Origin of the sequence: Bilophila wadsworthia ATCC 49260 (assembly GCF_000701705.1) — a bacterium.
Lineage (GTDB): Bacteria > Desulfobacterota > Desulfovibrionia > Desulfovibrionales > Desulfovibrionaceae > Bilophila > Bilophila wadsworthia.
Genome location: NZ_JNJP01000016.1, coordinates 41,244 through 67,775, shown reverse-complemented (window position 1 = coordinate 67,775; position 26,532 = coordinate 41,244). Strand labels below are relative to the sequence as shown.

Annotated in this window: 27 protein-coding genes; 12 read left to right on the top strand and 15 right to left on the bottom strand. The window is 61.2% G+C overall.

From position 1 onward, the window contains the following. Positions 1–157: 157 nt before the first annotated feature. The 12 genes from tsaB to rpsB form a co-directional block, all read right to left on the bottom strand. Positions 158–955 carry a tRNA (adenosine(37)-N6)-threonylcarbamoyltransferase complex dimerization subunit type 1 TsaB gene (gene tsaB, locus T370_RS0108675; RefSeq protein WP_029435484.1) on the bottom strand — a complete coding sequence of 266 codons (798 nt, stop codon included), beginning with the start codon at positions 953–955 and terminating at the stop codon, positions 158–160. Beyond that, the gene (gene rseP / locus T370_RS0108670) at positions 952–2,073 is read right to left on the bottom strand and encodes an RIP metalloprotease RseP (protein ID WP_005025517.1); all 1,122 of its coding nucleotides are present in this window, start codon (positions 2,071–2,073) and stop codon (positions 952–954) included. Before rseP ends, tsaB begins: the two co-directional genes overlap by 4 nt. Next, positions 2,074–3,282: a 1-deoxy-D-xylulose-5-phosphate reductoisomerase gene (dxr, locus tag T370_RS0108665; RefSeq protein WP_029435483.1), complete on the bottom strand. Its 1,209-nt coding sequence runs from the start codon at positions 3,280–3,282 to the stop codon at positions 2,074–2,076. Positions 3,283–3,521: 239 nt separating this feature from the next. Beyond that, complete coding sequence (locus T370_RS0108655; RefSeq protein WP_005025521.1) at positions 3,522–4,328, bottom strand: phosphatidate cytidylyltransferase; 807 nt, start codon at positions 4,326–4,328, stop codon at positions 3,522–3,524. Next, a complete protein-coding gene (gene uppS, locus T370_RS0108650) occupies positions 4,325–5,059 on the bottom strand; it encodes a polyprenyl diphosphate synthase (protein ID WP_005025523.1) in 735 nt (244 codons plus the stop codon). Before uppS ends, T370_RS0108655 begins: the two co-directional genes overlap by 4 nt. Positions 5,060–5,424: 365 nt before the next feature. Then, entirely contained in the window at positions 5,425–5,985 is a 561-nt protein-coding gene (gene frr, locus T370_RS0108645; protein WP_029435482.1) for a ribosome recycling factor, read from the bottom strand. Positions 5,986–5,990: 5 nt separating this feature from the next. Then, positions 5,991–6,707, bottom strand: coding sequence for a UMP kinase (gene pyrH / locus T370_RS0108640; RefSeq protein WP_005025527.1), 717 nt, complete (start codon positions 6,705–6,707; stop codon positions 5,991–5,993). A gap of 14 nt (positions 6,708–6,721) precedes the next feature. After that, positions 6,722–7,510 carry a glycosyltransferase family 2 protein gene (locus T370_RS0108635; protein ID WP_029435481.1) on the bottom strand — a complete coding sequence of 263 codons (789 nt, stop codon included), beginning with the start codon at positions 7,508–7,510 and terminating at the stop codon, positions 6,722–6,724. After that, a complete protein-coding gene (locus tag T370_RS0108630) occupies positions 7,507–8,661 on the bottom strand; it encodes a DegT/DnrJ/EryC1/StrS family aminotransferase (protein WP_029435480.1) in 1,155 nt (384 codons plus the stop codon). The genes T370_RS0108635 and T370_RS0108630 overlap by 4 nt, the downstream gene beginning before the upstream one ends. An 8-nt stretch (positions 8,662–8,669) precedes the next feature. Further along, entirely contained in the window at positions 8,670–9,650 is a 981-nt protein-coding gene (locus T370_RS0108625; RefSeq protein WP_029435479.1) for an NAD-dependent epimerase/dehydratase family protein, read from the bottom strand. Between the two features lie 70 nt (positions 9,651–9,720). Next, positions 9,721–10,608 carry a translation elongation factor Ts gene (gene tsf, locus T370_RS0108620; protein ID WP_005025534.1) on the bottom strand — a complete coding sequence of 296 codons (888 nt, stop codon included), beginning with the start codon at positions 10,606–10,608 and terminating at the stop codon, positions 9,721–9,723. Positions 10,609–10,630: 22 nt separating this feature from the next. Next, positions 10,631–11,416, bottom strand: a complete 786-nt coding sequence (rpsB, locus tag T370_RS0108615; protein WP_005025537.1) for a 30S ribosomal protein S2 — start codon at positions 11,414–11,416, stop codon at positions 10,631–10,633. Positions 11,417–11,770: 354 nt separating this feature from the next. On the opposite strand from rpsB, the gene T370_RS0108610 reads away from it, so the two are divergent. The 8 genes from T370_RS0108610 to T370_RS0108570 all read left to right on the top strand — a co-directional run bounded on the left by T370_RS0108610 (position 11,771) and on the right by T370_RS0108570 (position 18,154). Continuing rightward, positions 11,771–12,721, top strand: a complete 951-nt coding sequence (locus T370_RS0108610; protein ID WP_005025538.1) for a prenyltransferase — start codon at positions 11,771–11,773, stop codon at positions 12,719–12,721. 381 nt (positions 12,722–13,102) lie between these two features. Next, positions 13,103–13,621 (top strand): DUF1269 domain-containing protein, encoded by a 519-nt coding sequence (locus T370_RS0108605; protein WP_005025540.1) that lies wholly within the window; start codon positions 13,103–13,105, stop codon positions 13,619–13,621. A 75-nt stretch (positions 13,622–13,696) separates the two neighbouring features. Then, positions 13,697–14,647 carry a polysaccharide deacetylase family protein gene (locus tag T370_RS0108600; protein ID WP_029435478.1) on the top strand — a complete coding sequence of 317 codons (951 nt, stop codon included), beginning with the start codon at positions 13,697–13,699 and terminating at the stop codon, positions 14,645–14,647. A 132-nt stretch (positions 14,648–14,779) separates the two neighbouring features. After that, positions 14,780–15,079: a hypothetical protein gene (locus T370_RS24970; protein WP_156034385.1), complete on the top strand. Its 300-nt coding sequence runs from the start codon at positions 14,780–14,782 to the stop codon at positions 15,077–15,079. Positions 15,080–15,393: 314 nt separating this feature from the next. Further along, a complete protein-coding gene (locus T370_RS0108590) occupies positions 15,394–15,789 on the top strand; it encodes a hypothetical protein (protein ID WP_029435476.1) in 396 nt (131 codons plus the stop codon). Between the two features lie 277 nt (positions 15,790–16,066). Further along, the gene (locus T370_RS0108580) at positions 16,067–17,509 is read left to right on the top strand and encodes a putative sulfate exporter family transporter (protein ID WP_005025545.1); all 1,443 of its coding nucleotides are present in this window, start codon (positions 16,067–16,069) and stop codon (positions 17,507–17,509) included. Positions 17,510–17,542: 33 nt separating this feature from the next. Further along, the gene (locus T370_RS0108575; protein ID WP_005025547.1) at positions 17,543–17,716 is read left to right on the top strand and encodes a hypothetical protein; all 174 of its coding nucleotides are present in this window, start codon (positions 17,543–17,545) and stop codon (positions 17,714–17,716) included. 216 nt (positions 17,717–17,932) lie between these two features. Beyond that, positions 17,933–18,154 (top strand): hypothetical protein, encoded by a 222-nt coding sequence (locus T370_RS0108570; protein ID WP_029435475.1) that lies wholly within the window; start codon positions 17,933–17,935, stop codon positions 18,152–18,154. Positions 18,155–18,518: 364 nt separating this feature from the next. Here the strand turns inward: T370_RS0108570 and gdhA are convergent, their stop codons facing one another. Further along, positions 18,519–19,877 (bottom strand): NADP-specific glutamate dehydrogenase, encoded by a 1,359-nt coding sequence (gdhA, locus tag T370_RS0108565; RefSeq protein ID WP_005025551.1) that lies wholly within the window; start codon positions 19,875–19,877, stop codon positions 18,519–18,521. Between the two features lie 459 nt (positions 19,878–20,336). Between gdhA and upp the strand changes: the two genes are divergently transcribed. The 4 genes from upp to T370_RS0108545 all read left to right on the top strand — a co-directional run bounded on the left by upp (position 20,337) and on the right by T370_RS0108545 (position 24,667). After that, entirely contained in the window at positions 20,337–20,963 is a 627-nt protein-coding gene (upp, locus tag T370_RS0108560; protein ID WP_005025553.1) for a uracil phosphoribosyltransferase, read from the top strand. Between the two features lie 116 nt (positions 20,964–21,079). Next, entirely contained in the window at positions 21,080–22,339 is a 1,260-nt protein-coding gene (locus tag T370_RS0108555; RefSeq protein ID WP_029435474.1) for a uracil-xanthine permease family protein, read from the top strand. 263 nt (positions 22,340–22,602) lie between these two features. Continuing rightward, the gene (locus T370_RS0108550) at positions 22,603–23,886 is read left to right on the top strand and encodes a competence/damage-inducible protein A (RefSeq protein ID WP_029435473.1); all 1,284 of its coding nucleotides are present in this window, start codon (positions 22,603–22,605) and stop codon (positions 23,884–23,886) included. Between the two features lie 13 nt (positions 23,887–23,899). Next, on the top strand, positions 23,900–24,667 hold the full coding sequence (locus T370_RS0108545) for a GGDEF domain-containing protein (RefSeq protein ID WP_029435472.1): 768 nt from the start codon (positions 23,900–23,902) through the stop codon (positions 24,665–24,667). Positions 24,668–24,975: 308 nt separating this feature from the next. Here the strand turns inward: T370_RS0108545 and T370_RS0108540 are convergent, their stop codons facing one another. Together T370_RS0108540 and T370_RS0108535 are read right to left on the bottom strand one after the other, a co-directional pair. Further along, entirely contained in the window at positions 24,976–25,398 is a 423-nt protein-coding gene (locus T370_RS0108540; RefSeq protein WP_029435471.1) for a hypothetical protein, read from the bottom strand. A 161-nt stretch (positions 25,399–25,559) separates the two neighbouring features. Continuing rightward, positions 25,560–26,528 (bottom strand): 4Fe-4S binding protein, encoded by a 969-nt coding sequence (locus tag T370_RS0108535; protein WP_029435470.1) that lies wholly within the window; start codon positions 26,526–26,528, stop codon positions 25,560–25,562. Positions 26,529–26,532: the final 4 nt, after the last annotated feature.

Here is a 26,532-nt window from a genome sequence, read left to right as displayed (position 1 = left end):
TTCCCCCGGACCCCCTTCCCTCCCTCTTCAAAGACTTTTGACTTTATCGAATCCTTCATCACGGTTTTACAGAAAAGAACGGCTTATTGGTGCCACCCAATAAGCCGTTCTTTTCTTAGGGACTCCTACCGTGCTACCTCCCCGCCCCTCCCAATCATCATCTGCTTCCCCGTACGACTTCCTCGGCGGAAGGGCCCAGGAGCTTGTCGAGCTGGGCATAGGCCTCTTCGGGAGCCTGACCGCGCTTGGCGGCGATGGAGGCGAGATTGTCCACGGCGTCGCAGGGGCGGAGATAGAGCGGATCGAGATCCTTGTGCCCCCATGCTCCGTCGGGCAGGGCGAGAGTCAGATCAAGCAATGCCTGCGCTGTGGGATGGGTAAGGGCGGGCAGAAAGAAGGGCGCGGAATCGCCGAAGAGTCCCTCCAGCTGGGGCAGATTGCGGGCTACCCCGCTGCCGAGCATGATGTCGGGGCGCTCTCCGCCGCAGGCCGCCGGGATTTCCCACATGGCAGGCTCGTCCACGGGGGATGGCAGGGCGGAACCGGGGGCGCACAGAAAATCCTGCCCGTGCACAAGGCCGCGCCGGGCGTGTGTGATCACGCGGATGCGCGTTTCGCGGGCGGGAAAGAGAAGGCCGAAGGGCACGGAGCCCGCGAGGGACTGGAGCGCATTGAGCGGCGCAACGGCGGCTCCGGTAGCCCGGCGGAAGGCGGCGGCGGTCGTCAGCGCGAGCCGGAGGCCGGTAAAGCTCCCCGGACCGGCTACGCAGGCGATCCGGGAGATGTCCGAAGGCATGATGCCAAGACGCTGGAAGGCGTCCGCCAGTGCGGGCGTCAACAGTTCGGTCCCCTTGGAGGGGGCGCTCCATTCCTGCGCGCACGCGAGGGAGCCTTCCTGCTCCAGCACAAACTGGATGCGGCCCTCGGAGGCGTTCATGATCAGCGTGGTATTCATGAGAACAGCCTTGTCAAATCATTCCATGTGGCGAGGATCATCAGCCCGAGCAGCAGCGCCATACCCACCTTCGCGGACCATTCGCGCGCCGTGGCGCTGACGGGGCGCCCCATGATCATTTCAAGCGTAAAGAAGACGATGTGCCCGCCGTCGAGGATCGGGATGGGCAGCAGGTTGAGGATGCCGAGGTTGACGCTGATGAGCGCCGCGAGCAGCAGTACGGCGGAAAGGCCCTGTTCGGCCTGCTGGCCGACCATCTGGGCGATGAGGATGGGGCCGCCCACGTTGTCCAGCGGAACCACGCGCTGCGCGAGCTTGACGAAGCTCTCACAGGTGAAGGCGATCATGTCCCACGTCTGCCTGAATCCGGCTCCGATGGCTTCAACGGGGCCGAGGGGCAGGTGCCCGGTCGCGGTGGAGGCCCGGATGCCGATGAGCCACGCGGGTTTTTCCTCGCCGAAGATATTGGCGCGGGTCTTGGCTTCGGGGGTGAGGCTCAACGTGACTTCCGAACCGCCGCGCGACAGCACGATGGTTACCGGTTTGCCGTTTCCGGCTCCGATGCCTTCCGCGACGGCGTTCCAGTTTTCGATGGGCTTGCCGTCGATGGACAGCACGCGGTCGCCGGGCAGGATGCCGGCCGTGGCGGCGGGAGTCCCGGGGGTGACGTCGCCGACCTCGGGAAGCAGATAAGTCTGGCCCTGCGCCCATGCGATGCCGCAATAAATGATCAGCGCCAGCACGAAATTGGCGACCGGACCGGCCAGGACGACCAGAAGGCGGTGCCACGCGGGGCGGCCGGAGTACAATTCCTCGGGGGCGAATAATACGCCATCGATTTCTTTACCTTTGGGATCGGGCTGTTCGGCTTCGTCCTCTTCCCCGGCAAGGGCCACGTAGCCGCCGAGGGGGATCAGAGAGAGGCAATAGTCGGTTTTGCCGCGCCGGAGCTTGAGGAGTTTGGGGCCGAATCCCAGCGAGAAGGTGCGCACGCCGATACGGAACAGGCGGGCGACGGCGAAATGGCCGAGTTCATGAAAAAAGATGAGGCCGCCAAGGACAAGCAGCACGGCGAGGGCGCTTTCCCAGTGCGAGAGTATGTTGAGCAGAAAGTCCATTTACACCTTCTCTATCCACAGGCCGACGCGGAGCCGGGTTTCGTGGTCAAGGGTTTCGATGGCTTCGAGCGAAGCCGGATCGGGGGCCGAACACTCGTCCAGCGCCCGGCCGATGATGTCGGGAATGTCCATGAAGCCGATGCGGCCGGACAAAAACGCCTCGACCGCGACCTCGTTGGCCGCGTTGAGCGCAACGGGCAGGGCGGAACCTTTGCCGATAGTCCGGCAGGCGAGTTCAAGGCACGGAAAGGAATGTAAGTCCGGCTCCTCGAAGGTCAAGGCGCCGGAACGGGCAAGATCCAGAGGCGGAACGCCCGCGTCGAGGCAGAGCGGCCATGCGAGGCAGTAGGCGATGGGCATACGCATGTCCGGGGTTCCCGCCTGTGCCATGAGGGAGCCGTCTTCGAACTCCACCAGCGAGTGCACCAGCGACTGCGGATGGACCAGTACGCCGATGCGTTCCAGCGGCAGGCCGTAGAGGTGATGGGCTTCGATGATCTCCAGCCCTTTGTTCATCATCGACGCCGAGTCGATGGTGATTTTCGCGCCCATGCTCCAGTTGGGATGCTTGAGCGCCTGCGCGGGCGTCACCGTGGCGAGGAAGCCCCGCTTCTTGCCACGGAAAGGGCCTCCTGAGGCCGTGAGGATGATCCGCCTGACCGTTTCGGGGTTGCGCCCCCGCAGGCCCTGAAACACGGCGTTGTGCTCGGAATCCACGGGCAGGATGACCGCCCCGGTCCGTACGCAGGTTTCCCGGAGCATCCCACCGGCGAGCACGAGGGATTCCTTGTTGGCGAGGCAGATGACCTTTCCCGCTTCGGCGGCGGCCATTGTCGCCCGCAATCCGGCGGCGCCCATTTGCGCGGAAAGGACCGTGGAGGCCTCGGGCAAGGAGGCCAGTTCCGCGTACCCTTGCGGACCCACGAGTATCTCGGGTTCATAGCCGGACGGAAGAGCGGCGAGCAGGGCTTTGCGTCCCTCTTCGGTCTGGATGCCCAGATACGGAGGACGCCAGCGGAGGGCCTGTTCGATCAGGCGTTCGACATTCCGTCCCCCGGCCAGCGCCACGACCTGAAACAGATCGGGATGCTTTTCGATGATGCGCAGCGTATTGACGCCGATGGAGCCCGTGCTGCCCAAGAGGACGACAGGGCGGGGGAAGCTGTTTTCCCATTCGGACGAAGGAAGTTCTGTGATATAGCGGATCATGCGTTTCCCGGTGCGAAAAAGGGAAGTCCTGAAACTTCCCCGGTATTGGCGTTTCGGCGGCGGTGCGTGCCGAGACGTTCAGTGTTTCCCTGCCCCTGCGGACAGGGATGCAATAAGCGCGAAAGCCTTTTGCAAGGAAAGGTTGGGCTCCGTGCCGGCGGGCTTGAGGAAGGGAGGGAAAACGTTCATGGAGAGAGCTTTCCCTTCCTTTCTCAAGCGTTCCTGCAGTGCAATCCGTTTTAGAAGAATGTCATGAGGGCCCTGGCACACTCGTAGGTCGGGATCACGAACAGCAGGCTGTCCACACGATCGAGGACCCCGCCGTGGCCGGGCAGGACGTTGCCTGAATCCTTGACCGAACGGGAACGCTTGAGCGCCGATTCAAAGAAATCGCCAAGCTGGGCCATGACGCCGAGCACGAGGCCGAGCAGGGCGTAGTCGCTGATGCCAGTCGCTGGCACGCCGAACGCGAGGCCAAAACAGACCGCCACGACCACGCTGGCGGCGAGCCCGGCGGCGCTGCCTTCGACGCTCTTCTTGGGGCTGACTTTGGGCCAGATTTTGTGCTTGCCGAAGCGCATACCGAAGAAATAGGCCACCGTGTCCGAACCCGCCGCCGTACAGATGAGCAGCAGTTGCTCGTGAATGGAGAAATTCAGGGCGGGCATGATCAGCATGGGAACGTACAGCAGCCCCCCGGCGAGCACCGCGACCCGCGTAAAGCGGTACTTGTCGTCGTGCGACCAGCAGAACAGGAACATGCAGGCGAGGATCAGCGTGGACAGGGCGAGGGTCATGACGACCATTTCGGGGCGCATCCATGCGGCGGTGATGAGCAGGCCGCCGAGCGCAAGGCCGAGGATACGCCCGCCGATGTTGGCCTTGAGCGGCCAGAACATGGCGTAGAATTCCCACAGGCCGACGAGCGTAAACAGGAGCAGCAGGCCGAAAAGGTACGGCCCGGAAAGGTAGAGGGCGGTTCCGAGGACGCTCACAAGCACGGCGCCGGTGATGATCCTCGGAAAATGTTTTGAGGCGATGATCATTGAATCTGCTCCTGCGTCAGCCCAAAACGGCGATTGCGGCCCGCATATTCGACGAGAGCCCTGTGCAGGGCTTCGGGCGTGAAGTCGGGCCAATAGGTGGACGTGAAATAGAGTTCGCTGTAGGCGCTCTGGAAGGTCAGGTAGTTGCTGATACGCTGCTCGCCGCTGGTGCGGATGATGAGGTCAGGGTCCGGCTGCCCTGCGGAATACAGGCATGAGCGGAACGCCTCTTCCGTCACCGCTTCCGGCTTGACGCCCTGTTGCATGAGCAGGCGCGCGGCCCGGAGGATTTCTTCCCGCCCCGAATAGTTGAGGGCAAGATTGACGATCATGTCGGAACACTTCGCCGTGCGGTTCATGGCATGGCGCAGGGCCGTGCGCGCGGGAAGCGGCAGGCCGTCGAGCTCGCCGAATACGCGCAGGCTGATGCCGTTGCGCTCCATGGAGGGGAGCTCTTCGCCAAGGAAGCTGACCAGCAGCTGGAAGAGCAGGCTGACTTCATCCTTGGGGCGGCCCCAGTTTTCCTGAGAGAAGGTGTAGAGCGTCAAGTGGCGGATGCCGAGCGTGCGGCACTCGGTCACGATGGCTTTGGCGGCGCGGACGCCGGCCTTATGGCCTTCGCTGCGGGACAGGCCGCGTTCCTGCGCCCAGCGGCCGTTGCCGTCCATGATGATGGCAATGTGGGCCGGGAGCGAGGCGGCGGGAATCGGAAGCGGGGAAGGTTCGGACATGGACGTCAGATAACCTCAGCGTAACAACGTAAAAAGACCGAAGGGAAAACGGAAGCGGCGCTCTCCAACCCCTCAATGGTATGCGGCTGTCAGGCCTTTCAGGTTTGAAATGGCCTAAGGCCGGATGTCCCGGCACGCCGCCGGTGAGAATTCCACCGAAAACGGCATGTTCCGGCAGGGCGAACCTTTGAAACGGATACTCTTTCAAAGGAAATCTGTCTGAACAGAGTCTTCCCTGCCTTTCGAGGAGAACCAATCCGCCGCTCCCCATCAGCCGAAAATCCTAGGAGAATGAGAGGCAGGGGCCGGGAAGGGGAGAAGGGAACCTTTTTCATATGGTCTCCTCCCCTTCCCGCTCTTACCTCTTACAGATCCATGATTTCCTTTTCCTTGGCCGCACACTTTTCGTCGACTTTGGCCACGTACTTGTCCGTCAGCTTCTGGACGTCGTCGGTGGCCTTCTTGAGTTCGTCCTCGGAGATGGCCTTGTCCTTTTCCAGCTTCTTGAGCTGGTCGTTGGCGTCGCGGCGGACGTTGCGGACGGCGACCTTGGCTTCCTCGCCGGACTTGCGGGCGAGCTTGCCGAGTTCCTTGCGGCGGTCTTCGGTCAACGGCGGGATGGAGATGCGGATGATCTTGCCGTCGTTCACAGGGGTCAGGCCGAGGTCGGACTTGAGGATGGCCTTTTCCACGCCGGCGAACGCGCCGCGATCCCAGGGCTGGATGGTGATGGTGCGGCTATCCGGTATGGCGACGGACGCGAGCTGGCTGATGGGCGTGGGCGTGCCGTAGTAATCAACCTTGATGTTGTCCACAAGGCCGGTGGAGGCGCGGCCGGTGCGGAGGCGGCTGAAGTCGCGATCCAGCGCGCCGAGAGCCTTGTCCATGCGATCTTCGGAATCCAGCAAGACGCTTTCTTTATCCATAACGTTTAATCTCCTTCGACGGTGGTGCCGGGGTTCTCGCCCGTGACCACCTTTTTGATGCTGCCGTTGAACATGTTGCACACGATGATCGGGACCTGGTTTTCCTGGGCCAGCGTGATGGCCGTGGAATCCATGACCTTGAGATGCCGCCGCAAGGTTTCCTCATAGCTGAGGTGCTTGAACATCACGGCGTCGTCGTGCTTCATGGGGTCCTTGTCATAAACGCCGTCGACCTTGGTGGCCTTGATGATGGCGTCGCACTTGAGCTCCATGCCGCGCAGAGCCGCCGCGGTGTCCGTGGTGAAGTACGGATTGCCCGTCCCGGCGGCGCAGATGATCACGCGGCCCTTTTCCAGATGCCGCATGGCGCGGCGGCGGACATAGGGTTCGCAGACTTCCTGCATGGCGATGGCCGAAAGCACGCGGGTGGGATGGCCGGTCTTTTCCAGCGCGTCCTGCACGGCAAGCGCGTTCAGCACTGTGGCGAGCATACCCATGTAGTCCGCGGAGGAACGATCCATACCCTCGGCGGACGCGGACAGCCCGCGGAAAATGTTGCCGCCGCCGATGACCAGCGCGACCTCAAGCCCCATATCCACCACATCGGCTATTTCTGCACATATCTTTGAAACCGTATGGGGGTCAATACCTATCTGTTTTTCCCCGGCGAGCGCCTCGCCGCTGAGCTTGAGCAGTACGCGCTTGTATTTGAGTTCGGCCATGTCCTCTCCCTTTTTTAACGGTGGTTGTAGGGAAAACCCCAGTTGCCTTCATCGACCCTGACGTATTTGAGAAACGCGTAAAACGCCCCGTGGACCGCGTTGATGACCCCGGCCTTGCCGTCAAGGAAGCCTTTTTTGAGCAGGTAGATACGGAGGAACCGCCCGATGCCGTGCAGCACGCCGAGGGCGAGGCCGCCCTTTTTGCCGCGCGCCGCGAGATCGTCGGCCCCCTGCTGGGCATAGGAGTTGATCTTGTCCAAATGTTCCCGGAAATGTTTGTAGGGATAGTGCAGGATGTCGCCGTCGAGTTCCCGCGTGCGCCCGTTGGGGTCGATGTGCTCGTGCGCGCCGCTCTGGGTGAAGTGGACACCGTTGCGGCGGAAAACGCGCAGGAGGCGATCGGGATACCAGCCGCTGTGCTTGAGGAAACGGTCGTAATACCACGAGCGCCGCGCTGGAGTGAAGCCGCAGAGATCGGCGGGCGCGCCGGGCAGGGCGGCAAGGATGGCGTCACGGAGCGGTTCCGAACAGATTTCGTCCTGATCGAGGGAAACCACCCAATCGGTTTCGACGAGGCCGAGGGCGTATTCGAACTGGGGGAGGGCTCCGCTCCAGGGATGCTGCACGAACGTCGCGCCGTGCTCCCGGGCGATGGATTCCGTGGCGTCGGAACTGAACGAGTCCACGACGATGACGGCGTCACAGAACGCGAGCGACTCAAGACATTTCCCGAGCAGGCGTTCGCCGTTGTAGGTGAGGACCAGACCCGTAATGGTGGGTTTTCCGGACGTGTCGGAACTCATGCACGCTCCTTGGTCAGAGAGGAAACGACATCGCGGACGGCTCCGGCGACGGCAACGCCGTCGGCCTCGGAGAGTTCGGGATACATGGGCAGGCTGAGGATGCGCGGCATGATCGCCTCGGTAACGGGCAGGCCGTCCGGCGCGAGCGCCACGCTGCCCCGGTAGGCATCCTGAAGGTGCACCGGGAAGGGGTAGTGGACGGCAGTGCCCACGCCCCTGTCGCGGAGCCGCCTTTGCACCTCGTCGCGATCCGGGCATTGGACGACATAGAGATGGTAAACCGGTTCCACGGCATCCGGAATCGTCGGCAGGACAAGGCCGGGGACGCCGGACAGCTCGCGGCGGTAGAGCTCCGCCAGCGCGCGGCGTTTGGCGTTCTTGGCGGGCAGTTCGGGCAGGAGGACATTGAGGAAGGCGGCCTGCAATTCGTCGAGCCGGGTATTGATGCCGGGCTCGCTGCTCAGGTAATGCGTCCGCCAGCCGTACTCGCGCACGCTGCGGATACGTTCGGCAAGGGCGTCGTCGGAGGTGACGACGCAGCCGCCGTCGCCCACCGCGCCGAGATTCTTGGTCGGATAAAAGCTGAACGTCCCGGCGATGCCGGTGGACCCGGCGGGACGGCCCTTATAGGCCGCGCCGTGGGCCTGTGCGCAGTCTTCGATGAGTGGCAGATCCCCCGCGACGGCGCGGATCGCATCCAGATCGGCGCAGCATCCGTAGAGGTGTACCGGCAGCACGGCGGCGGGTTTGCCCGGATAACGGCCCGCGCGGGCGGCCTCAAGCGCTTTGGCGAGGCTTTCCGGCGACATGGTATAGGTCACCGGATCGACGTCCACGAGTACGGGCGTCGCTCCTGCGCATTCGATGGCGGCGACGGTCGCGACGGCGGTATGGGACACCGTGAACACGAGGCCGCCCTTGCCGATGCCGAGGGCACGCAGGGCCACCTCTATAGCATCAGTCCCGTTGCCCACGCCGACGGCATGTTTCACGGAGCAGAACGCGGCAAACGACTCTTCAAACTGCCGGACCTGTTTGCCGTTGATGTACCAGCCGCCGTCCAGCACGTCGTCGGCGGCCTTGAGCAGGGCGTCGCGCCGGCTGCGGAACGCCGCGCCGGGGTTGGCTTGTGGGATGAGGGGTGCGTTCATGGCAATCCTTACAAATAGTCCTGAAGCCGGGGACGGTAATAGTCGATGATCTGCCGGAGGCCGTCCCTGAGTTGGGTCCGGGGTTCCCAGCCGAGGAGCGAGCGCAGGCGGCTGTCGTCGGCGTAGTAGTCGCCGATGTCGATCTTTTTACGGTCGGCGGGGTATTCCCGGACTTCATAAGCCCCTTCGCCCGCCGTGTCCACGAGGAGATCGGCGAGATCGCGCAGGGAAATCCGCTTGCCGCCGCCGATGTTGAAAATCTGGCCGAAGGCTTCCTCATGCAGCGCGGCGCGCATCATGGCGTCCACGCAGTCATCGACATAGGTGAAGTCGCGGAGCTGTTCGCCGCCCCATACTTCAAACGGCTTGCCGGTGAGCACCTGCCTGATCCACACGCCGAGGAAGGTCTGGCGGGCGTCCTTGATGCGCATACGCGGCCCGATGGTGTTGGTGAGGCGCAGCGAGCAGGCGCGGATGCCGTACACGTTGTTGTAGAGGATATGGTACCATTCGCCGGCCATCTTGTTGATGCCGTTGACGTCGACGGGGCGGACGGGGTGGTTTTCGTCCACGGGCAGATAGTCGGGCTTGCCGTAAATCTGCCGCGTTCCGGCGAATACGATGCGGATGCCCGGATTGGCGTTCCGGCAGGCTTCGAGGATGGAAAGCTGCGCCTTGCAGTTGATGTCCAGATCCGTATACGGATCGGCCATGGAATCCATATGGCTGGTCTGTCCGGCGAGATTGAACAGAAAGTCGTGCCCCTTTACCAGCGTTTTCATGCTGTGGGGATCGCGGACGTCGGAAATATTGACTTTGAGGCGGGATTCGTAACCGCGAATGTTTGCCGGATTCCCGCCATACTCGGGGATAAGGCTGTCGACGAGCGTAACAGAAGCGCCTTCCTCAAGAAGGCGGATGCCAAGATTGGAGCCGATGAACCCCAACCCTCCCGTGATGAGCACATGCGCGCCGGAATAGAGACTCATTATCGGATCCTGCGGTTTGCGATTACAAAAAAGGGGGGCATGGCCCCCCTTTTGCAATCAGTGGCGTAAACTATTCGGCGCCGAGCTGAATCCGCACGAAGCGGACCACGGTGATCGGCTCGCCGATGGTCTTGGCGGCGCCCTTGATGAGATCGCTGATCGTCATCTTGTCGTCGCGGATATAGAGCTGGTCGAGCAGGCACACGTCCTTGCAGAACTTCTTGACCGCGCCTTCGGCGATCTTTTCGATGATCTGTTCGGGCTTGCCTTCTTCACGGGCCTTCTGGCGATAGACTTCGCGTTCGTGTTCGACCACTTCGGGGTTCAGGCCCTCGGCGGACACGGCGAGCGGGGAAGCGGCGGCGATCTGCATGGCCACGTTCTTCGCCACTTCGTGGAAGGCTTCGGAAGCCGCGGCGGCGTCGCTGCCGGTCTGCATTTCCACGAGTACGGCAAGCTTGCCGTTGGAGTGCAGATAGCCACCGATCAGGCCGGACTTGCCGGCGGCGAGTTCCATCTTGGCGAACTTGCCGAGGCCCATGTTTTCGCCGGTGGTGGCGATAACGCCATCAAGAGCTTCCTTCACGGTGACGGAGGCGTCGGCCACGAAAGGAGCGGCGAGCAACGCTTCGGAGTCAGCGTATTCGCCCTTGGCGACCTGGGCCACCATGTCTTTCACGAAGCCCTGGAACTTGTCGCCGCGAGCCACGAAGTCGGTTTCGCACTTGACTTCGACGGCCACGCCGGACTTGCCGTCGGCGGCCAGTTCAAAGCCCACGAGACCTTCGGAGGTGGCGCGGCCGGCCTTCTTGGCGGCCTTGGAAAGACCCTTCTGGCGGAGCCAGTCGACGGCCTTTTCCATGTCGCCGTCGCATTCCGTAAGGGCTTTCTTGCAGTCCATCATGCCCGCGGCGGTCTTTTCGCGCAGGTCTTTAACCATAGCAGCAGTGATGCTCATGAGAATCTCCGGAAAACGTTGGTTATTCGGCGGCGGCTTCGACAGCGGGGGCTTCTTCAGCCTTGGCTTCGGCGTCGGCAGCCTTCTTCAGTTCTTCCTCGGCGTCCTTGTTCTTGGAATCCTTGCGCATGGCTTCGCCTTCGAGGCAGGCTTCGGCCATGGCGGTGACGAAAAGCTTAATGGCGCGGATGGCGTCGTCGTTGCCGGGGATGATGTAGTCGATGACGTCGGGATCGCAGTTGGTGTCGGTGACGGCCACGATCGGGATGCCGAGCTTGCGGCATTCCTTGACGGCGATTTCTTCACGGTTGGGGTCGATGATGAAGGCGAGCTGCGGGAGGCGATCCATGTCCTTGATACCGCCGAGGGTCAGCTCAAGCTTGGCCATTTCGCGCTGCAGGGTCAGGATTTCCTTCTTCTGGTAGCGGTTCACGGAACCGTCGGCGAACATGGCTTCGAGCTTCTTGAGGCGTTCGATGCTCTTCTGAATGGTGGCGAAGTTGGTGAGGGTGCCGCCCATCCAGCGGTTGGTCACATGGAACTGACCGGCGCGGCCGGCTTCGGCGGCGACGGCTTCCTGAGCCTGACGCTTGGTACCGATGAACAGCACGCGGCCGCCGTTGGCGACGGTTTCCACGATTTTGTCGTGGGCGGTGCGGTACAGCTTCACGGTCTGCTGGAGGTCGATGATATGGATACCGTTACGGGCGCCGAAAATGAACGGGCGCATCTTGGGGTTCCAACGGCGGGTCTGGTGACCGAAATGGACGCCGGTTTCCAGCATCTGCTTCATGCTAACGTATGCCATGGTATGTCTCCTTCGACATGGGGGTTTGCTTCCACCCCGGCCCTGACCCTTCTACCCGTATGCGTTCCGCGGACCCATGCCGCGGGGCGAAACGAGCACCCCAGGCCGCTGCCAGAGTGTGCTTGATAAAAAGCTGCTTATCTTTACGGCAGCAAGGGGTGCCTGTCAAGGGGACATAGGATTTTCCTTGTTTCGCGGCCCGGTTCCGTCTGTGGGGCGGGCGTCCCTCTTTCCGCTTGAGGGGGCGGTTGCGCTTCCGGATTGAACCTCCGGCGTTCCCGGTGTACAACCGCGCCGGTGCGGTACAACGATTCGACGAGGGCGCGGTGCGTCCGATCTTTTTATGGAGGGTTCATGGAAAGCAAGCTGAGCCGTGCGCTGGCTCCGAAACGTCCGGATGCGCCCACGCTGACTTCCCGTCAGCTCGTCAAGGCGTGGTGGCAGGCGTTGCGTCCGCCGTTCTTCATCGTGGATCTCATCCCCGTAGGGCTTGGGGGGGCGCTGGCGGCCCGGGATCTCGGGTATTGGCCCTGGGGGATTTTCGCGGTTGTGATGGTGGGGTGTTTTTGCCTGCATACGGTCGCCAACATAGCCAATGATCTTTTTGATTATCTGGAAGGCGTGGATACCGACGAGACAATCGGGGGCACGAAAGTCATCCAGAACGGCTGGATCAGCCCGCGCCAGATTTGCCTGACCATCATCGGGCTGTTGCTGTCCACGGTACTGATCGGCTGGTGGCTCATCGGGCACAGCGGACAGGAATGGCTGTGGGGGCCTGTGGTCTTTGCCGTGCTCTCCGCCGTCTTTTACGTCGCGCCGCCCATACGCTACGGGTGCCGGGGATACGGCGAGCTGTTCGTATGCCTGAATATGGGATTTATCATGGTTATGGGCTCCTATGCGGTAATGGCGAACGGCTTTTCGGCGCAGAGCCTTGCCCTGGCGCTTCCCGTGGGGCTCATGGTGGCGGGGATTCTCTATTATCAAAGCCTGCCTGAGATCGAGACGGATCTCGCGGCCGGGAAGCGGACGCTGGCGAACATCCTCGGCAAGGCCAAGGCGGAGCTGGTCTTCAAGCTTTGGTGGCCCGCCGTTTGGGTTCTCATGGCGAACCTTTGGGCCTGCGGGCTCGTCGGGTGGCCGGTGTTTCTCGGGCTGCTGACGTTCCCCTTGTACTGGCGGGCCTGCCGCCTTATCCACGAGGCCGTGGAGTGGCTTGATCTCGACCAGCACGGGCACCTTGTGCGCAAGCTGTATCTCATCAACGGCGCGCTGCTGATCGCCGGGGTTGTGTTGAAGTGAAGACGAGATTGGGGAGGGAGGAGGGCGCTTTCTTTAGAAAGCGCCCTCCTCCCTCCCCAAACCCCACCCCTCCACCCGCAAAGACTTTTGATCTTATCGAATCCCTCTTGTTGGGGGTGACGATGTTGTGAAGCCGTTCCTGTGAATGGCTTTTTTGTTTGGAAAAGAGGAGGCAACACTTGGGTAACGTCATGCAACGGTACTTCCGTTGCGTAACCTCCCCACCAGTCGAAGTTTTTGCAGAAGGGGGTCCAGGGGAGGGCGCTTTTTTCAAAAAGCGTCCTCCCCCGGTGCGTATCCCCCATCCCTCAATGATAATCACAGCGCTCTCAGACGGACCCAAGTAGTTTATCCGGAATCAACAAAGTAAGGAGTGTTGCCATGCAGAGCCTCATAGCTGTGATTTTCAAGGAAGACATGGATCGGGCGGAAGCGTACCGGGTGGAGCTGCGGGGCCGGGAAGAACTCGCCGGGCTGGTGGATTGCTCCAAAATGGTAGCCGCGGTCTGCGATAAGGAAGGAAAGGTACACCTCCAATATACGCACGCCCTCGCCAAGGACGGCGCGCTGATCGGCGGCGTGTGGGGCGCGCTGATCGGATTCCTGTTCCTCAACCCGCTGCTCGGCATTGTCGCGGGGGCCGGGCTCGGCGCGGCGACCGGCGAGGTGGGCGATTTCGGCATCAGCCACCGCTTTATGAACGAACTGGCGACGCACCTGAAACCCGGCAGCTCGGCGCTGTTCATCCCTCTGAAGAAGGAAGCCGTCGACGAAACGTTGCGTGCGCTCGGCAATTCCGACGGCGTGGTCCTGAGTACCGACCTCAAGCTGGAGGACGAGTACCAGATGGAAAAGCTCTTTGAGGAAATGACCGCGGAACGTGCCAAGAAAACGTCCTGAGCCCTGCCTATCTTTCGAAACCTGATGCTGTTACTGTGGGGGCCCTTCCAACAGTCAACACATCAGGTTTTTTTCATGCTGCACAAGATCATTGTCTGTTGTCTGGTTGTGGTTGCGCTGGCTTTTCCGGCACGGGCGTCGTCGTTGTGGCATCCCGAACCCGGCTTTCTGCCCGAGGACGCCCGGCACGCCGTTCCCAACAATCCCGCTCCGCCGGAACGCACGGTTCCCGAACAGGTTCTTCCGCCTCTTCCGGTTCAAGATGAAGGCACCATACGCCGCGTGGCCACCAAGGAAAAAGTGGCGGCCTTGACGTTTGATCTGTGCGAACTGTCCACCATGACTACAGGATACGATGCTGAAATCATCGATTTCCTGCGTGAGAAGCGGATCCCCGCCACCCTGTTCATGGGCGGCAAGTGGATGCGGTCCCACAGCGAGCGGGCCATGCAGCTTATGGCCGATCCTCTTTTTGAGATCGGCAATCACGGGTGGTCGCATGGCAATTTCGGCATTATGAGCGAAAAGGCCATGTTGGAGCAGATCCGCTGGACGCAGGCGGAATATGAGCTGTTGCGCGAGGAGATCCTGAAAAGGGCTCGGGCGGAAGGGCGCAGCGTCGAGCTGCCGGAAGCCGTAACGTTGTTCCGCTTGCCTTACGGCAGATGTACGGACAAGGCGCTTGCACTGCTTGCGCGCGAGGGCCTGCAGGTGATCCAGTGGAGCGTGGTTGCGGAAACGCCGCAGGACAACGCGGTCCACGGTATGGGTGCGCGGGTGGCCGGGCAGGTGCGGCCCGGCGCGATTATCCTGTTCCATGCCAATCGGGTGCCCAAGGGATCGGCATTCATGCTCAAGGAAACCGTTGGAGAGCTCCAGCGGAAAGGGTATCGTTTCGTGACCGTCGGAGAACTGCTCAAGCTCGGGGAACCGCAGCGCACGCGGGACGGTTACTTCAACAAACCCGGCGACAACCTGAGCCTTGATACGCATTTTGGAATCGACGGTACGGGACGCAGGAAGTAAGCCCTTACAGGGATGAGAGGGCGGCAGGCACGGCGTTTCCGATACAACGGGGCTCCCGTCACATGTTATTCCGGCCAGCTATAGGAAACCCCCGGCAGGCATCGATGCCGTTCAGCGCAATCAAGGGAAGCTGTGCAAATCCGCCAAGGGGCTCTGCATCTGGCCGTGCCGATGCTCTACATCTCTACTAAAGGTGGCGCACCGTATCGCGGTGAGGGCGGATTACATGGGGCTAACCATAACGAAGTTGAAGGCAATAACGTAACCATAAGTAAAGATGAAATGTTTTCTTTTTGGGAGAAAATGCTCATTGTTCAGCGTAACCCTGAACCTTATCCTTACTTGAGAAAGCCCGCTGAAATGACTTTTTATCCAGCAAGAAAGGACGGTTGGACATTCTATTATGCTTTTTGTCGACATGCGGCGTTATAAAGAGAATCATCTTTTTTTCAGCAACAGTCCGCATTGTCAGGAAAAAGGCTTTCAGCGAGGATGACTGTCGAAAATCCAAGCTCCGGCCAGCTTGAATAAACATCCTCCAACTATTTGTCTCTATTCCTTATTGTGAAAAACAGCAAAAGGGAATGGAACGCTTGTCATGAAAAGGCCTCCGTGCTATTATTCTCACAATGCTAGGTATCCGTAACGGCAATATCGCTTCCGGAGTGGAAGCGGGAATGCAGCGCGCGAGTGTTGTGCCGTCATGGACGCCCCGTCACAATGAAGCTTTTCGTATCGGAAGACGTATGACTCTTTTGGAAAGACAGCGCCGTGAATCCTTCATGAAGGGAATGTTCATTCCTTTCATGTTGCTGGCGCTTGTCTGTTCCCTGTTTGGCGATACGAATATCCTTCACGCGGATGTGCAGAAGGTCGTCGTGTACGATTCGGGCAGTGCCCTTACCGACATGCAGAAGCAGTCTCCGGTCATCCTGGAATCCTTTGAGGAATACATGGAGACGTCTGCTTCGAAGGCCCCTCTGAAGCATCTCGTCCCGTTGATGGCCCTCTTCATGCTCCAGCTTGGGCTTGCCGTTTCTTCCGTAGTGCGGCTGTTCGTGCGGCATTATGTGCCCACGCTCCGAAAGTCCGACTCTTGGGGCCTGCGTCCCTTTTCTCTCGCTCCCCCCTGCTTCGCGTAGCCGTCAGCGGATCGTCTGATCCGTCATGACGCGCGTCCTCACGGCTTCCTTTCTTTTGGAAGCTGCGTTTGTTTGCGCCCGTTCCGTATCGGGCTGGTTCTTCCCAAGCAATTCTTTATAAAAGCAGTTCCTTTTTCAGAGGGATGGTCTTTCACAACGGTTTCCTGTCAGGTTGCGGTTCGGCTAGGGATCGCGTCGCCTGCTCGGATACAGATGGACGCTTTCGCCATGGTGGCGAAGTCAGCCGTCCGGTACAGTTTTACAAGAGGATATGGCTATGGCAAAGACCAATCTGAACGAAGATAAGATAGCCCTGTTGACGGGTTGTTTCATCTTCCTTTTGGCCGCGTTGAATCTGGCGCATCTCGACGTGTTGGGCTGGGTAGTCAGCACTAATATGTGGACCAGCATGGACAAGGCCTTCTCTGCCACCACCGGCGCATACAAGGGAACGATCTCTGGTGTCGTTTCCCTGCTGTGCACGTATGTGGCTCTGACGGCGATCCTGTCGTTCGGCATCAAGCTGCTCGGCGGCAATGTCGCTCGGTTCGTCAAGTCGTTCACGGTCGTCTTTTTCATCAGCGAAATCTGCTACATGTTCGGCGCGAACGCCCATATCGCGGCTACGCCCGACGCGCAGGCCAAGTTCGGTATCGACTGGTCGATCGGCCTGACTACGGAAGCGGGTTTCATTGTGGCGCTTGTCGCCGGTATTTTCATCAGCAACGCGTTCCCGCGCATTGCCGAAAGTTTGCATGACGCCTGCCGTCCCGAATTGTTCGTCAAGATCGCCATCGTGGTCCTCGGCGCCGAACTCGGCGTGAAGGCCGCCGCGGCTTCCGGCATGGCCGGGACGATCATTTTCCGAGGCCTGTGTGCCATCGTGGAAGCCTATCTTCTGTACTGGGCCTTCGTGTATTACGTAGCCCGCAAGTACTTCAAGTTCAGCCGTGAATGGGCTGTCCCGCTGGCTTCCGGCATTTCCATCTGCGGCGTGTCCGCCGCCATCGCTACGGGGAGTTCCATCCGCGCCCGGCCTGTGGTGCCCATCATGGTGTCCTCGCTGATCGTGGTGTTCACCTGCATCGAAATGCTGATCCTGCCCTTCATCGCTTCCCACTTCCTGTACAGCGAGCCCATGGTGGCCGGCGGCTGGATGGGCCTCGCGGTGAAGTCCGACGGCGGCGCCATCGCTTCCGGCGCCATCGCCGACTCCCTGATCCGCGCCCGTGCGCTCGAACTCCTCGGCGTCCACTGGGAAGCCGGGTGGGTCACCATGGTCACCACGACCGTGAAGATCTTCATCGACGTGTTCATCGGCGTGTGGTCCCTGGTTCTCGCCTGGGTGTGGACCGCGAAGTTCGACAAGACCAACAGCGGCCGTACCATGAACTTCGGCGACGTGCTCGCCCGTTTCCCCCGCTTCGTGCTCGGCTATCTGCTGACCTTCGTGATCATGCTGTTCATCTGCGTGAACGTGGAATGGCAGCCCCTCGGCAAGAGCGTGATCAGCACCCTCGGACCCCTGCGCACCATTTTCTTCACCCTGACCTTCTTCACCATCGGTATGGTGTCCAACTTCCATAAGCTTATGGAAGAAGGCATCGGCAGGCTCGCCATTGTGTACGTCGTATGTCTCTTCGGCTTCATCATTTGGCTCGGCCTGTTCATCTCGTGGCTGTTCTTCCACGGCATGACGCCTCCGGTTATCGCTGGCTAACCTCTTCCATTTTCAGCTATAAAGGAGACTGACATGGCAGAAGATACTAAGAACGTGAAGTTTCACGAAGAAGTGCAGAAGATGGAGTATGAGCCGCTGGACGCTACCGAACTGAAGCTCATCCATTGGAGCTGGGCTCTCGGCGTGTTCCTGCTCGTGGCTCTCTATTTCCTCAGCGACTTCATTGCTCCCGGCGCCCACGGCTAAGCCGTCGGCGTAGGGAAGGGCGGACGGAACTTTTTACGGGGGTTCCGAAGGATTCACGGGGCGCGCACACGCCTTTGCGTCTCGCCGTCGCCGCCCATGCAAGGGTAAGCCACTCGGAACGCCTTCCCGGAGACTCCTCCTTCGGGAAGGCGCAAGGAGAACCCGGCCCCCTCCGGGTTCTCCGAATTTCGCCTCACAGGATAAATGGAACGCATCATGGGCCGCTACAGAGTCCACTACATCGAGGGTTCCGGCGAGAATCTCAGGATTCGCAAAGAGCAGACTGTCGAAGCCCCTTCGTTTCAGGACGCGCTGGAACGGTTCACGCATTGGCCTGCCGCCGAGGCCTGCGAGCAGAGCCCGGCCTGTGCCCAACATCTCGGCGCCAACCTTTGCCATATGGAGGCGTGGGAAGTTTTTCCTGTTGGGGAGAGTTGATTTTGGGGAAGGAGGGCTTCAACGCTGTTTGCGGTGTCCCCCCTTTTTTCCCAATACCCCGTATCTCCTGATGCCAACGCTGTGCGTATCCGCCGCCCCTCCCTGCCAAACGGAAGCGGCGGGACCGGTGTTGCATAAGGAGAGAGGGGGAATGGCATGTGGATTGTGGAAAAAACCGGAAAAGAGCCCGGATGCGTTGTGCATCCGGGCTCTTTTCTTTTGCGGAGAGGAGGGAGGGTTTGGGGCAATGGCGTTTCGGAACTGCCGTCGCGCCGCCTCCCCATCAGTCAAAAGCCTTTGGGAAGGGGGCCGGGGGAGGACCTTTCTGAAGAAAGGTCCTCCCCCGGTATTCACGCACTCTCTTTTAATACAGGCCCTGCTCGATCATGGAGTCGGCCACCTTACGGAAGCCGGCGATGTTGCCGCCGAGGACGTAGTTGCCGGGCACGCCGAATTCCTCGGCGGTTTCATGGGCGGCCTTGAAGATGTTGGCCATGATGTTCTTGAGCTTGGCGTCGACTTCTTCAAAGGTCCAGGACTGCATACTGGCGTTTTGAGCCATTTCGAGCTGGCTGGTGGACACGCCGCCCGCGTTGGCGCACTTGCCGGGCCCGAAGGCGAGCCCGGCCTGAAGGAAGGCTTCCACCGCTTCGGGGGTGGAGGGCATGTTGGCGCCTTCGCATACGAGGACACAGCCGTTCTTGATGAGGTTGGCCGCGTCGGCGCCGCTGACTTCGTTCTGCGTGGCGCTCGGGAAGGCGAGCTTGCAGGGCACGTTCCACACGGGATGTTGATCTTTGGGGTATTCCTTCGCGGGGATATACTTGGCGTCTTTGCAGAGCTCGGCGTAGCGGGCGAGGGACGCGCGCTCGACTTCCTTGACCTGCTTGAGGGCGTCGAGGTTGATGCCGCCCGGATGGTAGATGCAGCCGCGCGAGTCGCTGGCGGTCACGGGTTTGGCGCCGAGCTGGTACAGCTTTTCGATGGTGTAGATAGCCACGTTGCCGGAGCCGGACACGGCGCAGGTGGCGCCTTCCAGATCCATGTTGCGGGCCTTGAGCATGTTGGAGGCAAAGTAGACGCTGCCGTACCCGGTGGCTTCCTTGCGGGCCAGCGAGCCGCCCCATTTGAGGCCCTTGCCGGTGAGCACGCCTTCAAAGCTGGAGGTCAGGCGCTTGTACTGGCCGAACATGTAGCCGATTTCGCGGGCTCCCACGCCGATGTCCCCGGCGGGCACGTCGATGGTGCTGCCGATGTAGCGGAAGGCTTCCGTCATGAAGGCCTGGCAGAAACGCATGACTTCGGCGTCGGACTTGCCCTTGGGATCGAAGTCGCTGCCGCCCTTGGCGCCGCCGATGGAGAGGCCGCTCAGGCTGTTCTTGAAGATCTGTTCAAAACCGAGGAATTTCAAGATGCTCAGGTTGACGCTGGGGTGGAAGCGGAAGCCGCCCTTGTAGGGGCCGAGGGCGGAGTTGAACTGGACGCGGTAGCCGCGGTTCACCTGCACGCGGCCCTTGTCGTCCGTCCATGCCACGCGGAACATGATCTGGCGTTCGGGTTCGACGATGCGTTCGAGAATGCCGTTCTGCTGGTACTTGGGGTCCTTCAGAAAAAGCGGTTCCAGCGAGTGGAGGACTTCTTCCAGCGCCTGAATGAACTCCGGCTGGTGGGGGTTGCTCTTCTTCACACTGCGGATAACTTTCTGCACGTAGCTCGAAGCCATGACGTAAGCTCCTTGGCGGGGACCCCTCCCTTTCTCAGAGGGAGAGAACTCCTGTTTTGACAATTTGAGAAACACACAATCCCGTGGCACGCCCTGAAACAGGATTTCAAGGAAATGTGTGCCGTTTTTATGCCTTTTTAGTCCTTCTGGCAAGGCGTTTTTGCCGTTTTTCGCATAACTGTGCCTATCTCAAAGGGAATATTGTTATTTACAAAAATGTTAACTACGATTTTGTAACCCCCCTTCGCAGTGAGCCGGAGGCCTTTGCCCAAATCCGCGGAGGCCGCGCGCGGGGCGTGTCGAGGGCGGCCGTTCGGAGCGTGATTTTGACAAACCCTCGGCCTCGGCATAAGGTCTTCCAATTTATTTGGCCTGTTGGATGGGGTTGGCTTCCCGCTTCGGCGGCCCCATGCGTTTTGGAAGCGTTTCGGGAATCCTTTTATTCAGAGGAGAATGGGTATGGCGGTTCATGTAGTTGATCATCCTCTCGTGCGGCACAAACTGGGCATCCTTAGGAAGGAATCCACCTCCACCAGCGAATTCCGTATGCTGGCCAAGGAAATCGCCCGGTTGCTCATGTATGAAGCCACCAAGCAGTTCAAGACCGAAAAGCGGACCATCAAAGGCTGGGCCGGGCCCGTGGAAGTGGAATCCATTTCCGGCAAGATGGTGACCATCGTTCCCATTCTCCGGGCCGGGCTCGGCCTGATGGACGGCGTGCTGGACATGGTCCCGGGCGCGAAGATCAGCGTCGTCGGCCTGTACCGGAACGAAGAGACGCTGGAGCCCGTAGAGTACTACGTGAAGCTCGCCAAGGAGATCGACCAGCGCATCGCCATTATCCTTGATCCCATGCTGGCGACCGGCGGCTCGCTCATCGCCACGATCGATCTCCTCAAGAAGCGCGGCTGCAAGCGCATCCTCAGCCTCAATCTCGTGTGCGCTCCCGAAGGCATCAAGCGCGTCGAGGAAGCGCATCCCGACGTGGACATTTATACGGCCGCCGTCGACTCCCATCTCGACGAGCACGGCTACATCATCCCCGGCCTCGGCGACGCCGGGGACCGCATCTTCGGAACGCGGTAGCGGGCAGGCGGCGAGGCGCTGCCTCCGATCCGGCTGAGGGGAGCCGTTCCCCTCAAGCCCGGTATGCGGGAGCCGCCAGAGGACAGGGAACATACATTTTTTTCTGAGGAGTGGAGATGGAGTCGGATACGACGTATTCTTTTCGGTTGAAAGATTCCCTGCTCGGTGCGCAGATGCTTTTCGTGGCATTCGGCGCGCTGGTGCTGGTGCCGATCCTGACGGGCATGAGCACCAACGTGGCCTTGTTTACGGCCGGCGTGGGCACGTTGATTTTTCAGATTTGCACACGCGGCAAGGTGCCCGTTTTTCTCGCGTCGTCCTTCGCGTTCATTGCGCCGATCATCTATGGCGTGCAGACTTGGGGGCTTCCCGCGACGCTGGGCGGCATGGTCGTGGCCGGTGCCGTCTATGTGGTGCTGAGCTTCATCATCCGTTGGCGCGGCACGGAGATCATCATGCGCCTGCTGCCGCCCATCGTGACCGGGCCGGTGATCATCGTCATCGGCCTTGTGCTGGCCCCTGTCGGGGTGAACATGGCCCTCGGCAAGGCCGGGGACGGCAGCGCGGTGCTTGTCCCCGAGAACACGGCGCTGATCATTTCGATGGCGGCGCTGGCGACGACGGTGCTCGTTTCTCTGCTCGGGCGCGGCATGATACGCCTTATCCCCATTATGTCGGGCATCGCCGTAGGCTACCTGTGCGCCATCGGGCTCGGCATCCACGATTTCAGCAAGGTGGCCGCCGCGCCGTGGTTCGGCGTTCCGGATTTCGTGTTCCCCGAGTTCCGCTGGGAAGCCATCCTGTTCATCATCCCCATTACCCTCGCCCCGGCCATTGAGCATTTCGGGGACATCATCGCCATCAGCTCGGTGACGGGGAAGGACTTCCTCAAGGACCCCGGCATCAAGAGTACCATGCTCGGCGACGGCATCGCCACGATGCTGGCGAGCTTCATCGGCGGGCCTCCGAATACGACCTACTCGGAAGTGACCGGGGCGGTGGCCCTGACCCGGGCGTTCAACCCCGGCGTCATGACGTGGGCCGCCATTTGGGCCATCGTGCTCTCGTGCGTCAACAAGCTCGGCGCGTTCTTGAGTTCCATCCCCGTCCCGGTCATGGGCGGGATCATGATCCTGCTGTTCGGGGCCATCATGGTGGTGGGCCTGAACACGCTGGTCCGCGCTGGCGAAGACTTGATGGAGCCCCGCAACCTCGCCGTCGTCGCGCTGATCATCATCTTCGGCGTGGGCGGCATGACCTTTAATATCGGCTCGTTCCGCCTCGGCGGCATCGGGCTTGCCGCCGTCACCGGGGTGCTGTTGAATCTCTTCCTTCCCAGAGCGGTTCATGTCCACAAGAAAGTGAAGTCCGAATAGCAAGGATGGAGGCTGGGGAGGGATGTCCGGCAACAGCATTCCTCCCTGTTTTCCTCCATAACCCTTTCGAGCGGCGGGAATGCCCGCCGATTGGCCCCTCATTTCCGATATCCCCCCGGAAACTTTTGTTGTAACCGTGAGGGAAAAGTTTTAGGGGGATGGGGTGGCGCGAGCCGCGCTGGCAGGTTTTGGAAGGGGTTTCTTCCAAAGGGGGCTTTCCCCCAAAAAAGTCATTTCCGCTCATCTCCGCAACCGAGTTTGCCATGAATGCTGAAATCATTTCGGTAGGGACCGAGCTCTTGCTTGGGCATACGATCAACACGGACGCGGCGTTTGTCGCGCGCGAGCTCTCCGCCATCGGGGTCAACCTGCTTTTTGCCTGCACCGTGGGCGATAATCCGGGGAGGCTGCGGGACGCGCTGGAAGAAGCGCTGGGCCGCAGCGATGTGGTTATTACGACGGGCGGCTTGGGCCCCACGGACGACGATCTGACCAAGGAAACCATCGCCAGTGTGGCGGGCGCTCCGCTGAAGATCCATGAGGACAGCCTGCGCCGTCTGGAAAGCTACTTCAAGGGACGCCCGGCGATGGGCGAGAACCAGCGCAAGCAGGCCATGCTGCCCGAGGGCGCGACCGTCTTCCCCAACGACATCGGGACCGCGCCGGGCTGCGGCGTGCGGACGGCGTCCGGCAAGGTGATCGTCATGCTGCCGGGGCCGCCTTCCGAACTGGTCCCCATGTTGCAGCATTATGTCGTCCCGTTCCTGAAAGAAGGGAGCCACGCCGTCATCCACTCGTGCATGATCCGCACGTTCGGTCTCGGCGAGGGGGCGGGCGCGTTGAAGATTGCCGATCTGACCGATGCGGCGAACCCGACGGCGGCGACCTATGCGAAGGAAAACGAGATGTTCGTGCGGGTGACGGCACGGGCTGAGAGCGAAGAAGCCGCCGAGGCGCTGTGCCGTCCGGTGGTCGAAGAGATTTGCCGCCGGTACGGGGATGTGGTCTACGGCGTGGATGTGGACAATCTGGAAAGCGTGGTCGTCCGGCTGCTCAGTGAAAAGGGGCTGCATCTGGCTACCGCAGAATCCTGCACGGGCGGTCTGGTGGCGAAGCTCATCACGGACGTTTCCGGCGCGTCGGAAGTCTTCGGCATGGGCCTTGTGACCTACGCCAACGAAGCCAAGATGAAGCTGCTCGGCGTGCCTGCCGCCATGCTTGAGGAACACGGGGCCGTAAGCGAACCTGTGGCCCGGGCTATGGCCGAAGGCGTGCGCGAAGTATCGGGCAGCGAGCTCGGCATCGGCATCACCGGGGTTGCCGGGCCGACCGGGGGGACGCCGGAAAAGCCTGTGGGGCTCATCTATATTGCGCTCAGTGACGGTACGCGGACGTGGGTCCGCAGGATAACGCCTCCCGGCCGGGTTCATGGCCGCGGCTGGCTTCGGGATCGCGCCGCGGGCACCGCGCTCGATATGGTGCGGCGGTATTTGTCCGACCTGCCGCTGGAACCGGTTCAGAGTGCCGGACCGGCGACAACGCTGTAGCTGCGGGGCCGATGTGAAGCACGATTACGAAGCTTGCCTCAATGACATAACCCGGATCGTCAAAGACATCGTCTGGGGGGATGCCGAACAGGTGCGCGCCTTGTTCCGGTATACGAACGACCCGTCCGTCCCTGCGTCCGTGGGGCGGCTGGCTGAGCAGATCGGCACGCTCATTGTGCAGAAAGAGGTCCGGGAATTCCAGTTGGAAAACCTGATTGAAGACCTGTTTTCAACCAGAACCGCTCTGGCGCAGGCACGCCATGATCCCCTGACCGGGCTGCCGAACCGGGCCATGTTTGAGGAGATGCTCCACAAAGCCTGTGGGAGCGCACTGGAATGCGGCTCGGGGCTGGCCTTGCTGCTGGTCGACTTTGATCGGTTCAAGGAAGTCAACGACTCGCTTGGACATGCCGCGGGCGACGAACTGCTCGTACAGGGTGCGGCCCGGTTGCAGGGATGCGTCGGCGATCGGGGGCTCATCGGGCGCATGGGCGGGGATGAATTTGCCGTGCTGCTCATTGAACAGGCGGAAGGGGATGTACTCCGGACGGCCGAATGCATTCTTGAGGCAATCCGTGCCCCATTTCCGCTGCAAGAGGGAGAGGCCCGCATCAGCTCGTCCGTGGGTGTTGCGTTTCATTCGCTGGAGGCCGCTACCCCCGCTCGCCTGCTCAAGAACGCCGATGTCGCCATGTATCGCGCTAAGGGGGAAGGACGGGATCGGCTGTGGCGCTATCGCCCGTCAACGTTCACCGATAGCGGATATGGCCGAGTGTTTTAGCGGGTAGGCGGTGCCCCTGTCGGTAAAGTCCTTTTTTGATGTCCGGCTATGCTGAAAAAGCCCCGGAGTGACGGCTCCGGGGCTTTTTTCGATTAGGGTAGGTAGCGCTATCGGGAGTAGGCAGCATTGCTTGGCGTCATCCTTCCTTATAGAAGGAGGGCGGCGCTTCTCCATTCCGGCACACCATCCCGGCAGGGAATGGCTTCCCAGCAAAGAGAGAACAGGCTGGCGTTGCGGCCTGCCTCCTTTGTGCGCACTGAGGTCCCGCCCCGATTGGGGAGGGGCTGTTCGACACTCCGTTCCGGGCGTTATTTCGCGGCGGACGCGGCGGCCTCGCCAAGGCGGGCGAGGATATAGTCACGCATGGCGGGATCATCTTCCTCAAGGTTGAGGCAGCAGGCATCCTTCCCCATGAGCCCGGACGGGACGAAGTCGCCCAATTCATCGGGATCGTTGACCATATCTGCGTAAAAGCAGACGGAAAGCCAGCGGGCTTCGGGTTCGTCGTCCACCACGTCCACGAGCACGAACAGCGGGCGTTCGTCGTTCTTGGCATTGGCGGCACGCAGGGAGTAGCTCACGCCGGGGCGGGCCTTGAAATCAAAGCGCACGTCCGGGGTGGTGAGCAGGAAATCCTTGAAGCGGACGAAGGCGTCCTTCGCGTTGTTGGGGTCGGTCGTCCAAGTCTCGAGGAAGGTTGCCAATTCGTTGGGGAGCTGTGCTTGCGACATTGAAAGCATCCTTGTTGCGATCTGAAGGAAAGGGCCGTTTTGTGTGGCAGTGTCGCACAATCCGCCGATAGAATCCAGCGGAACGCCGTTTCCGGTTTGGGATTACGGAAGGGGAGGCCGGATGAAGGCGTTTGTGTGCCTCCTCATGTTGTCCGTACCGGTCAGTTGAGGAACATACGGATCATCTGCGGGGGCAGATCCGCTTCCCAGTGGCCGGTGAAAACGGCGGCGGCATAGCCGATCAGGAGGATGAGCAGCGTCCCGGCGGCGATGCCCCACGCCGGAAGGCGGAGGGCTCCGGTCCCGTAGCCGAACCGTATGTCGAGGCAGCGGGAGGGGCAGGCGCTTACGCATTCCGTACAGCCCACGCACTCGGGGCCGGAGAGTCGTTTGCGCTCGTCGACGGGAATCCGCGACGGGCAGGCCGCGGCGCAGCGCCCGCAGCCGGAGCAGGAGGCGGGGTTACGGTTGACCGCCATCGGTGAGAGCAGCGATAGGAGGCCGAGCAGGGCGCCGTAGGGGCAGAAGCCCCGGCACCAGAAGCCCGGCAGGAAGATCGAGCCCAGAACCATGACGACGATCACTCCGAGGGTCAGCGTCCCGGGGGCAAGGAAATACTGGAGCATCTTGATGTCGGCGACGAGGTTGTAGGGCGACTTGAGGAACCATTCGATGCTGGGGAGGTCCATGCTGACCACGAAGCTGTACAGGATGGCGGCAAGAAGCACGTATTTGGGCGCGGAGAGGAGCCATTCGAGCCGCCTTCCGGGGCGGCAGCTCACGCCAAGCCGTGTCCCCAGACGGGCGAGGAGGCCGGAGAGCCAGCCGACGGGGCAAAGGTAGCCGCAGAACCCCCGGCGGCACAGGATGGCCGTACACAAGGCGACAAGCAGGATGGTCAATCCCGCGGGATGGATGGGATCGTATTGCCCGGTGAGCAGGAGACGCTTGAGGCCGAGCAGGGCGCTCAGGGGGAGGAAGGCTTCCGCGGCGGCGGGGCGGGGGACGAATGCGCCGTTTCCGGATACCCCTTGGGCATACTCATGGAGCCGCCACGCGACCCAGGAGAGAAAGAGGACGAAACCAAGCTGGATAAGGCGGTGCAGGCGCGCCGAAGAGAAAGGATGCATGAAA

Coding starts and splice junctions, on each gene's coding strand:
- frr (WP_029435482.1), bottom strand. CDS start 5,985: ATGGATAAAGAAAGCGTCTTGCTGGATTCCGAAGATCGCATGGACAAG.
- gdhA (WP_005025551.1), bottom strand. CDS start 19,877: ATGGCTTCGAGCTACGTGCAGAAAGTTATCCGCAGTGTGAAGAAGAGC.
- T370_RS0108635 (WP_029435481.1), bottom strand. CDS start 7,510: ATGAGTTCCGACACGTCCGGAAAACCCACCATTACGGGTCTGGTCCTC.
- T370_RS0108655 (WP_005025521.1), bottom strand. CDS start 4,328: ATGATCATCGCCTCAAAACATTTTCCGAGGATCATCACCGGCGCCGTG.
- T370_RS0108570 (WP_029435475.1), top strand. CDS start 17,933: ATGGGCCGCTACAGAGTCCACTACATCGAGGGTTCCGGCGAGAATCTC.
- tsf (WP_005025534.1), bottom strand. CDS start 10,608: ATGAGCATCACTGCTGCTATGGTTAAAGACCTGCGCGAAAAGACCGCC.
- T370_RS0108555 (WP_029435474.1), top strand. CDS start 21,080: ATGGAGTCGGATACGACGTATTCTTTTCGGTTGAAAGATTCCCTGCTC.
- dxr (WP_029435483.1), bottom strand. CDS start 3,282: ATGATCCGCTATATCACAGAACTTCCTTCGTCCGAATGGGAAAACAGC.
- T370_RS0108630 (WP_029435480.1), bottom strand. CDS start 8,661: ATGAACGCACCCCTCATCCCACAAGCCAACCCCGGCGCGGCGTTCCGC.
- rpsB (WP_005025537.1), bottom strand. CDS start 11,416: ATGGCATACGTTAGCATGAAGCAGATGCTGGAAACCGGCGTCCATTTC.
- T370_RS0108590 (WP_029435476.1), top strand. CDS start 15,394: ATGACTCTTTTGGAAAGACAGCGCCGTGAATCCTTCATGAAGGGAATG.
- tsaB (WP_029435484.1), bottom strand. CDS start 955: ATGAATACCACGCTGATCATGAACGCCTCCGAGGGCCGCATCCAGTTT.
- T370_RS0108535 (WP_029435470.1), bottom strand. CDS start 26,528: ATGCATCCTTTCTCTTCGGCGCGCCTGCACCGCCTTATCCAGCTTGGT.
- rseP (WP_005025517.1), bottom strand. CDS start 2,073: ATGGACTTTCTGCTCAACATACTCTCGCACTGGGAAAGCGCCCTCGCC.
- T370_RS0108610 (WP_005025538.1), top strand. CDS start 11,771: ATGGAAAGCAAGCTGAGCCGTGCGCTGGCTCCGAAACGTCCGGATGCG.
- T370_RS0108540 (WP_029435471.1), bottom strand. CDS start 25,398: ATGTCGCAAGCACAGCTCCCCAACGAATTGGCAACCTTCCTCGAGACT.
- T370_RS0108580 (WP_005025545.1), top strand. CDS start 16,067: ATGGCAAAGACCAATCTGAACGAAGATAAGATAGCCCTGTTGACGGGT.
- uppS (WP_005025523.1), bottom strand. CDS start 5,059: ATGTCCGAACCTTCCCCGCTTCCGATTCCCGCCGCCTCGCTCCCGGCC.
- T370_RS0108605 (WP_005025540.1), top strand. CDS start 13,103: ATGCAGAGCCTCATAGCTGTGATTTTCAAGGAAGACATGGATCGGGCG.
- T370_RS0108575 (WP_005025547.1), top strand. CDS start 17,543: ATGGCAGAAGATACTAAGAACGTGAAGTTTCACGAAGAAGTGCAGAAG.
- pyrH (WP_005025527.1), bottom strand. CDS start 6,707: ATGGCCGAACTCAAATACAAGCGCGTACTGCTCAAGCTCAGCGGCGAG.
- T370_RS0108625 (WP_029435479.1), bottom strand. CDS start 9,650: ATGAGTCTCTATTCCGGCGCGCATGTGCTCATCACGGGAGGGTTGGGG.
- T370_RS0108600 (WP_029435478.1), top strand. CDS start 13,697: ATGCTGCACAAGATCATTGTCTGTTGTCTGGTTGTGGTTGCGCTGGCT.
- T370_RS0108550 (WP_029435473.1), top strand. CDS start 22,603: ATGAATGCTGAAATCATTTCGGTAGGGACCGAGCTCTTGCTTGGGCAT.
- upp (WP_005025553.1), top strand. CDS start 20,337: ATGGCGGTTCATGTAGTTGATCATCCTCTCGTGCGGCACAAACTGGGC.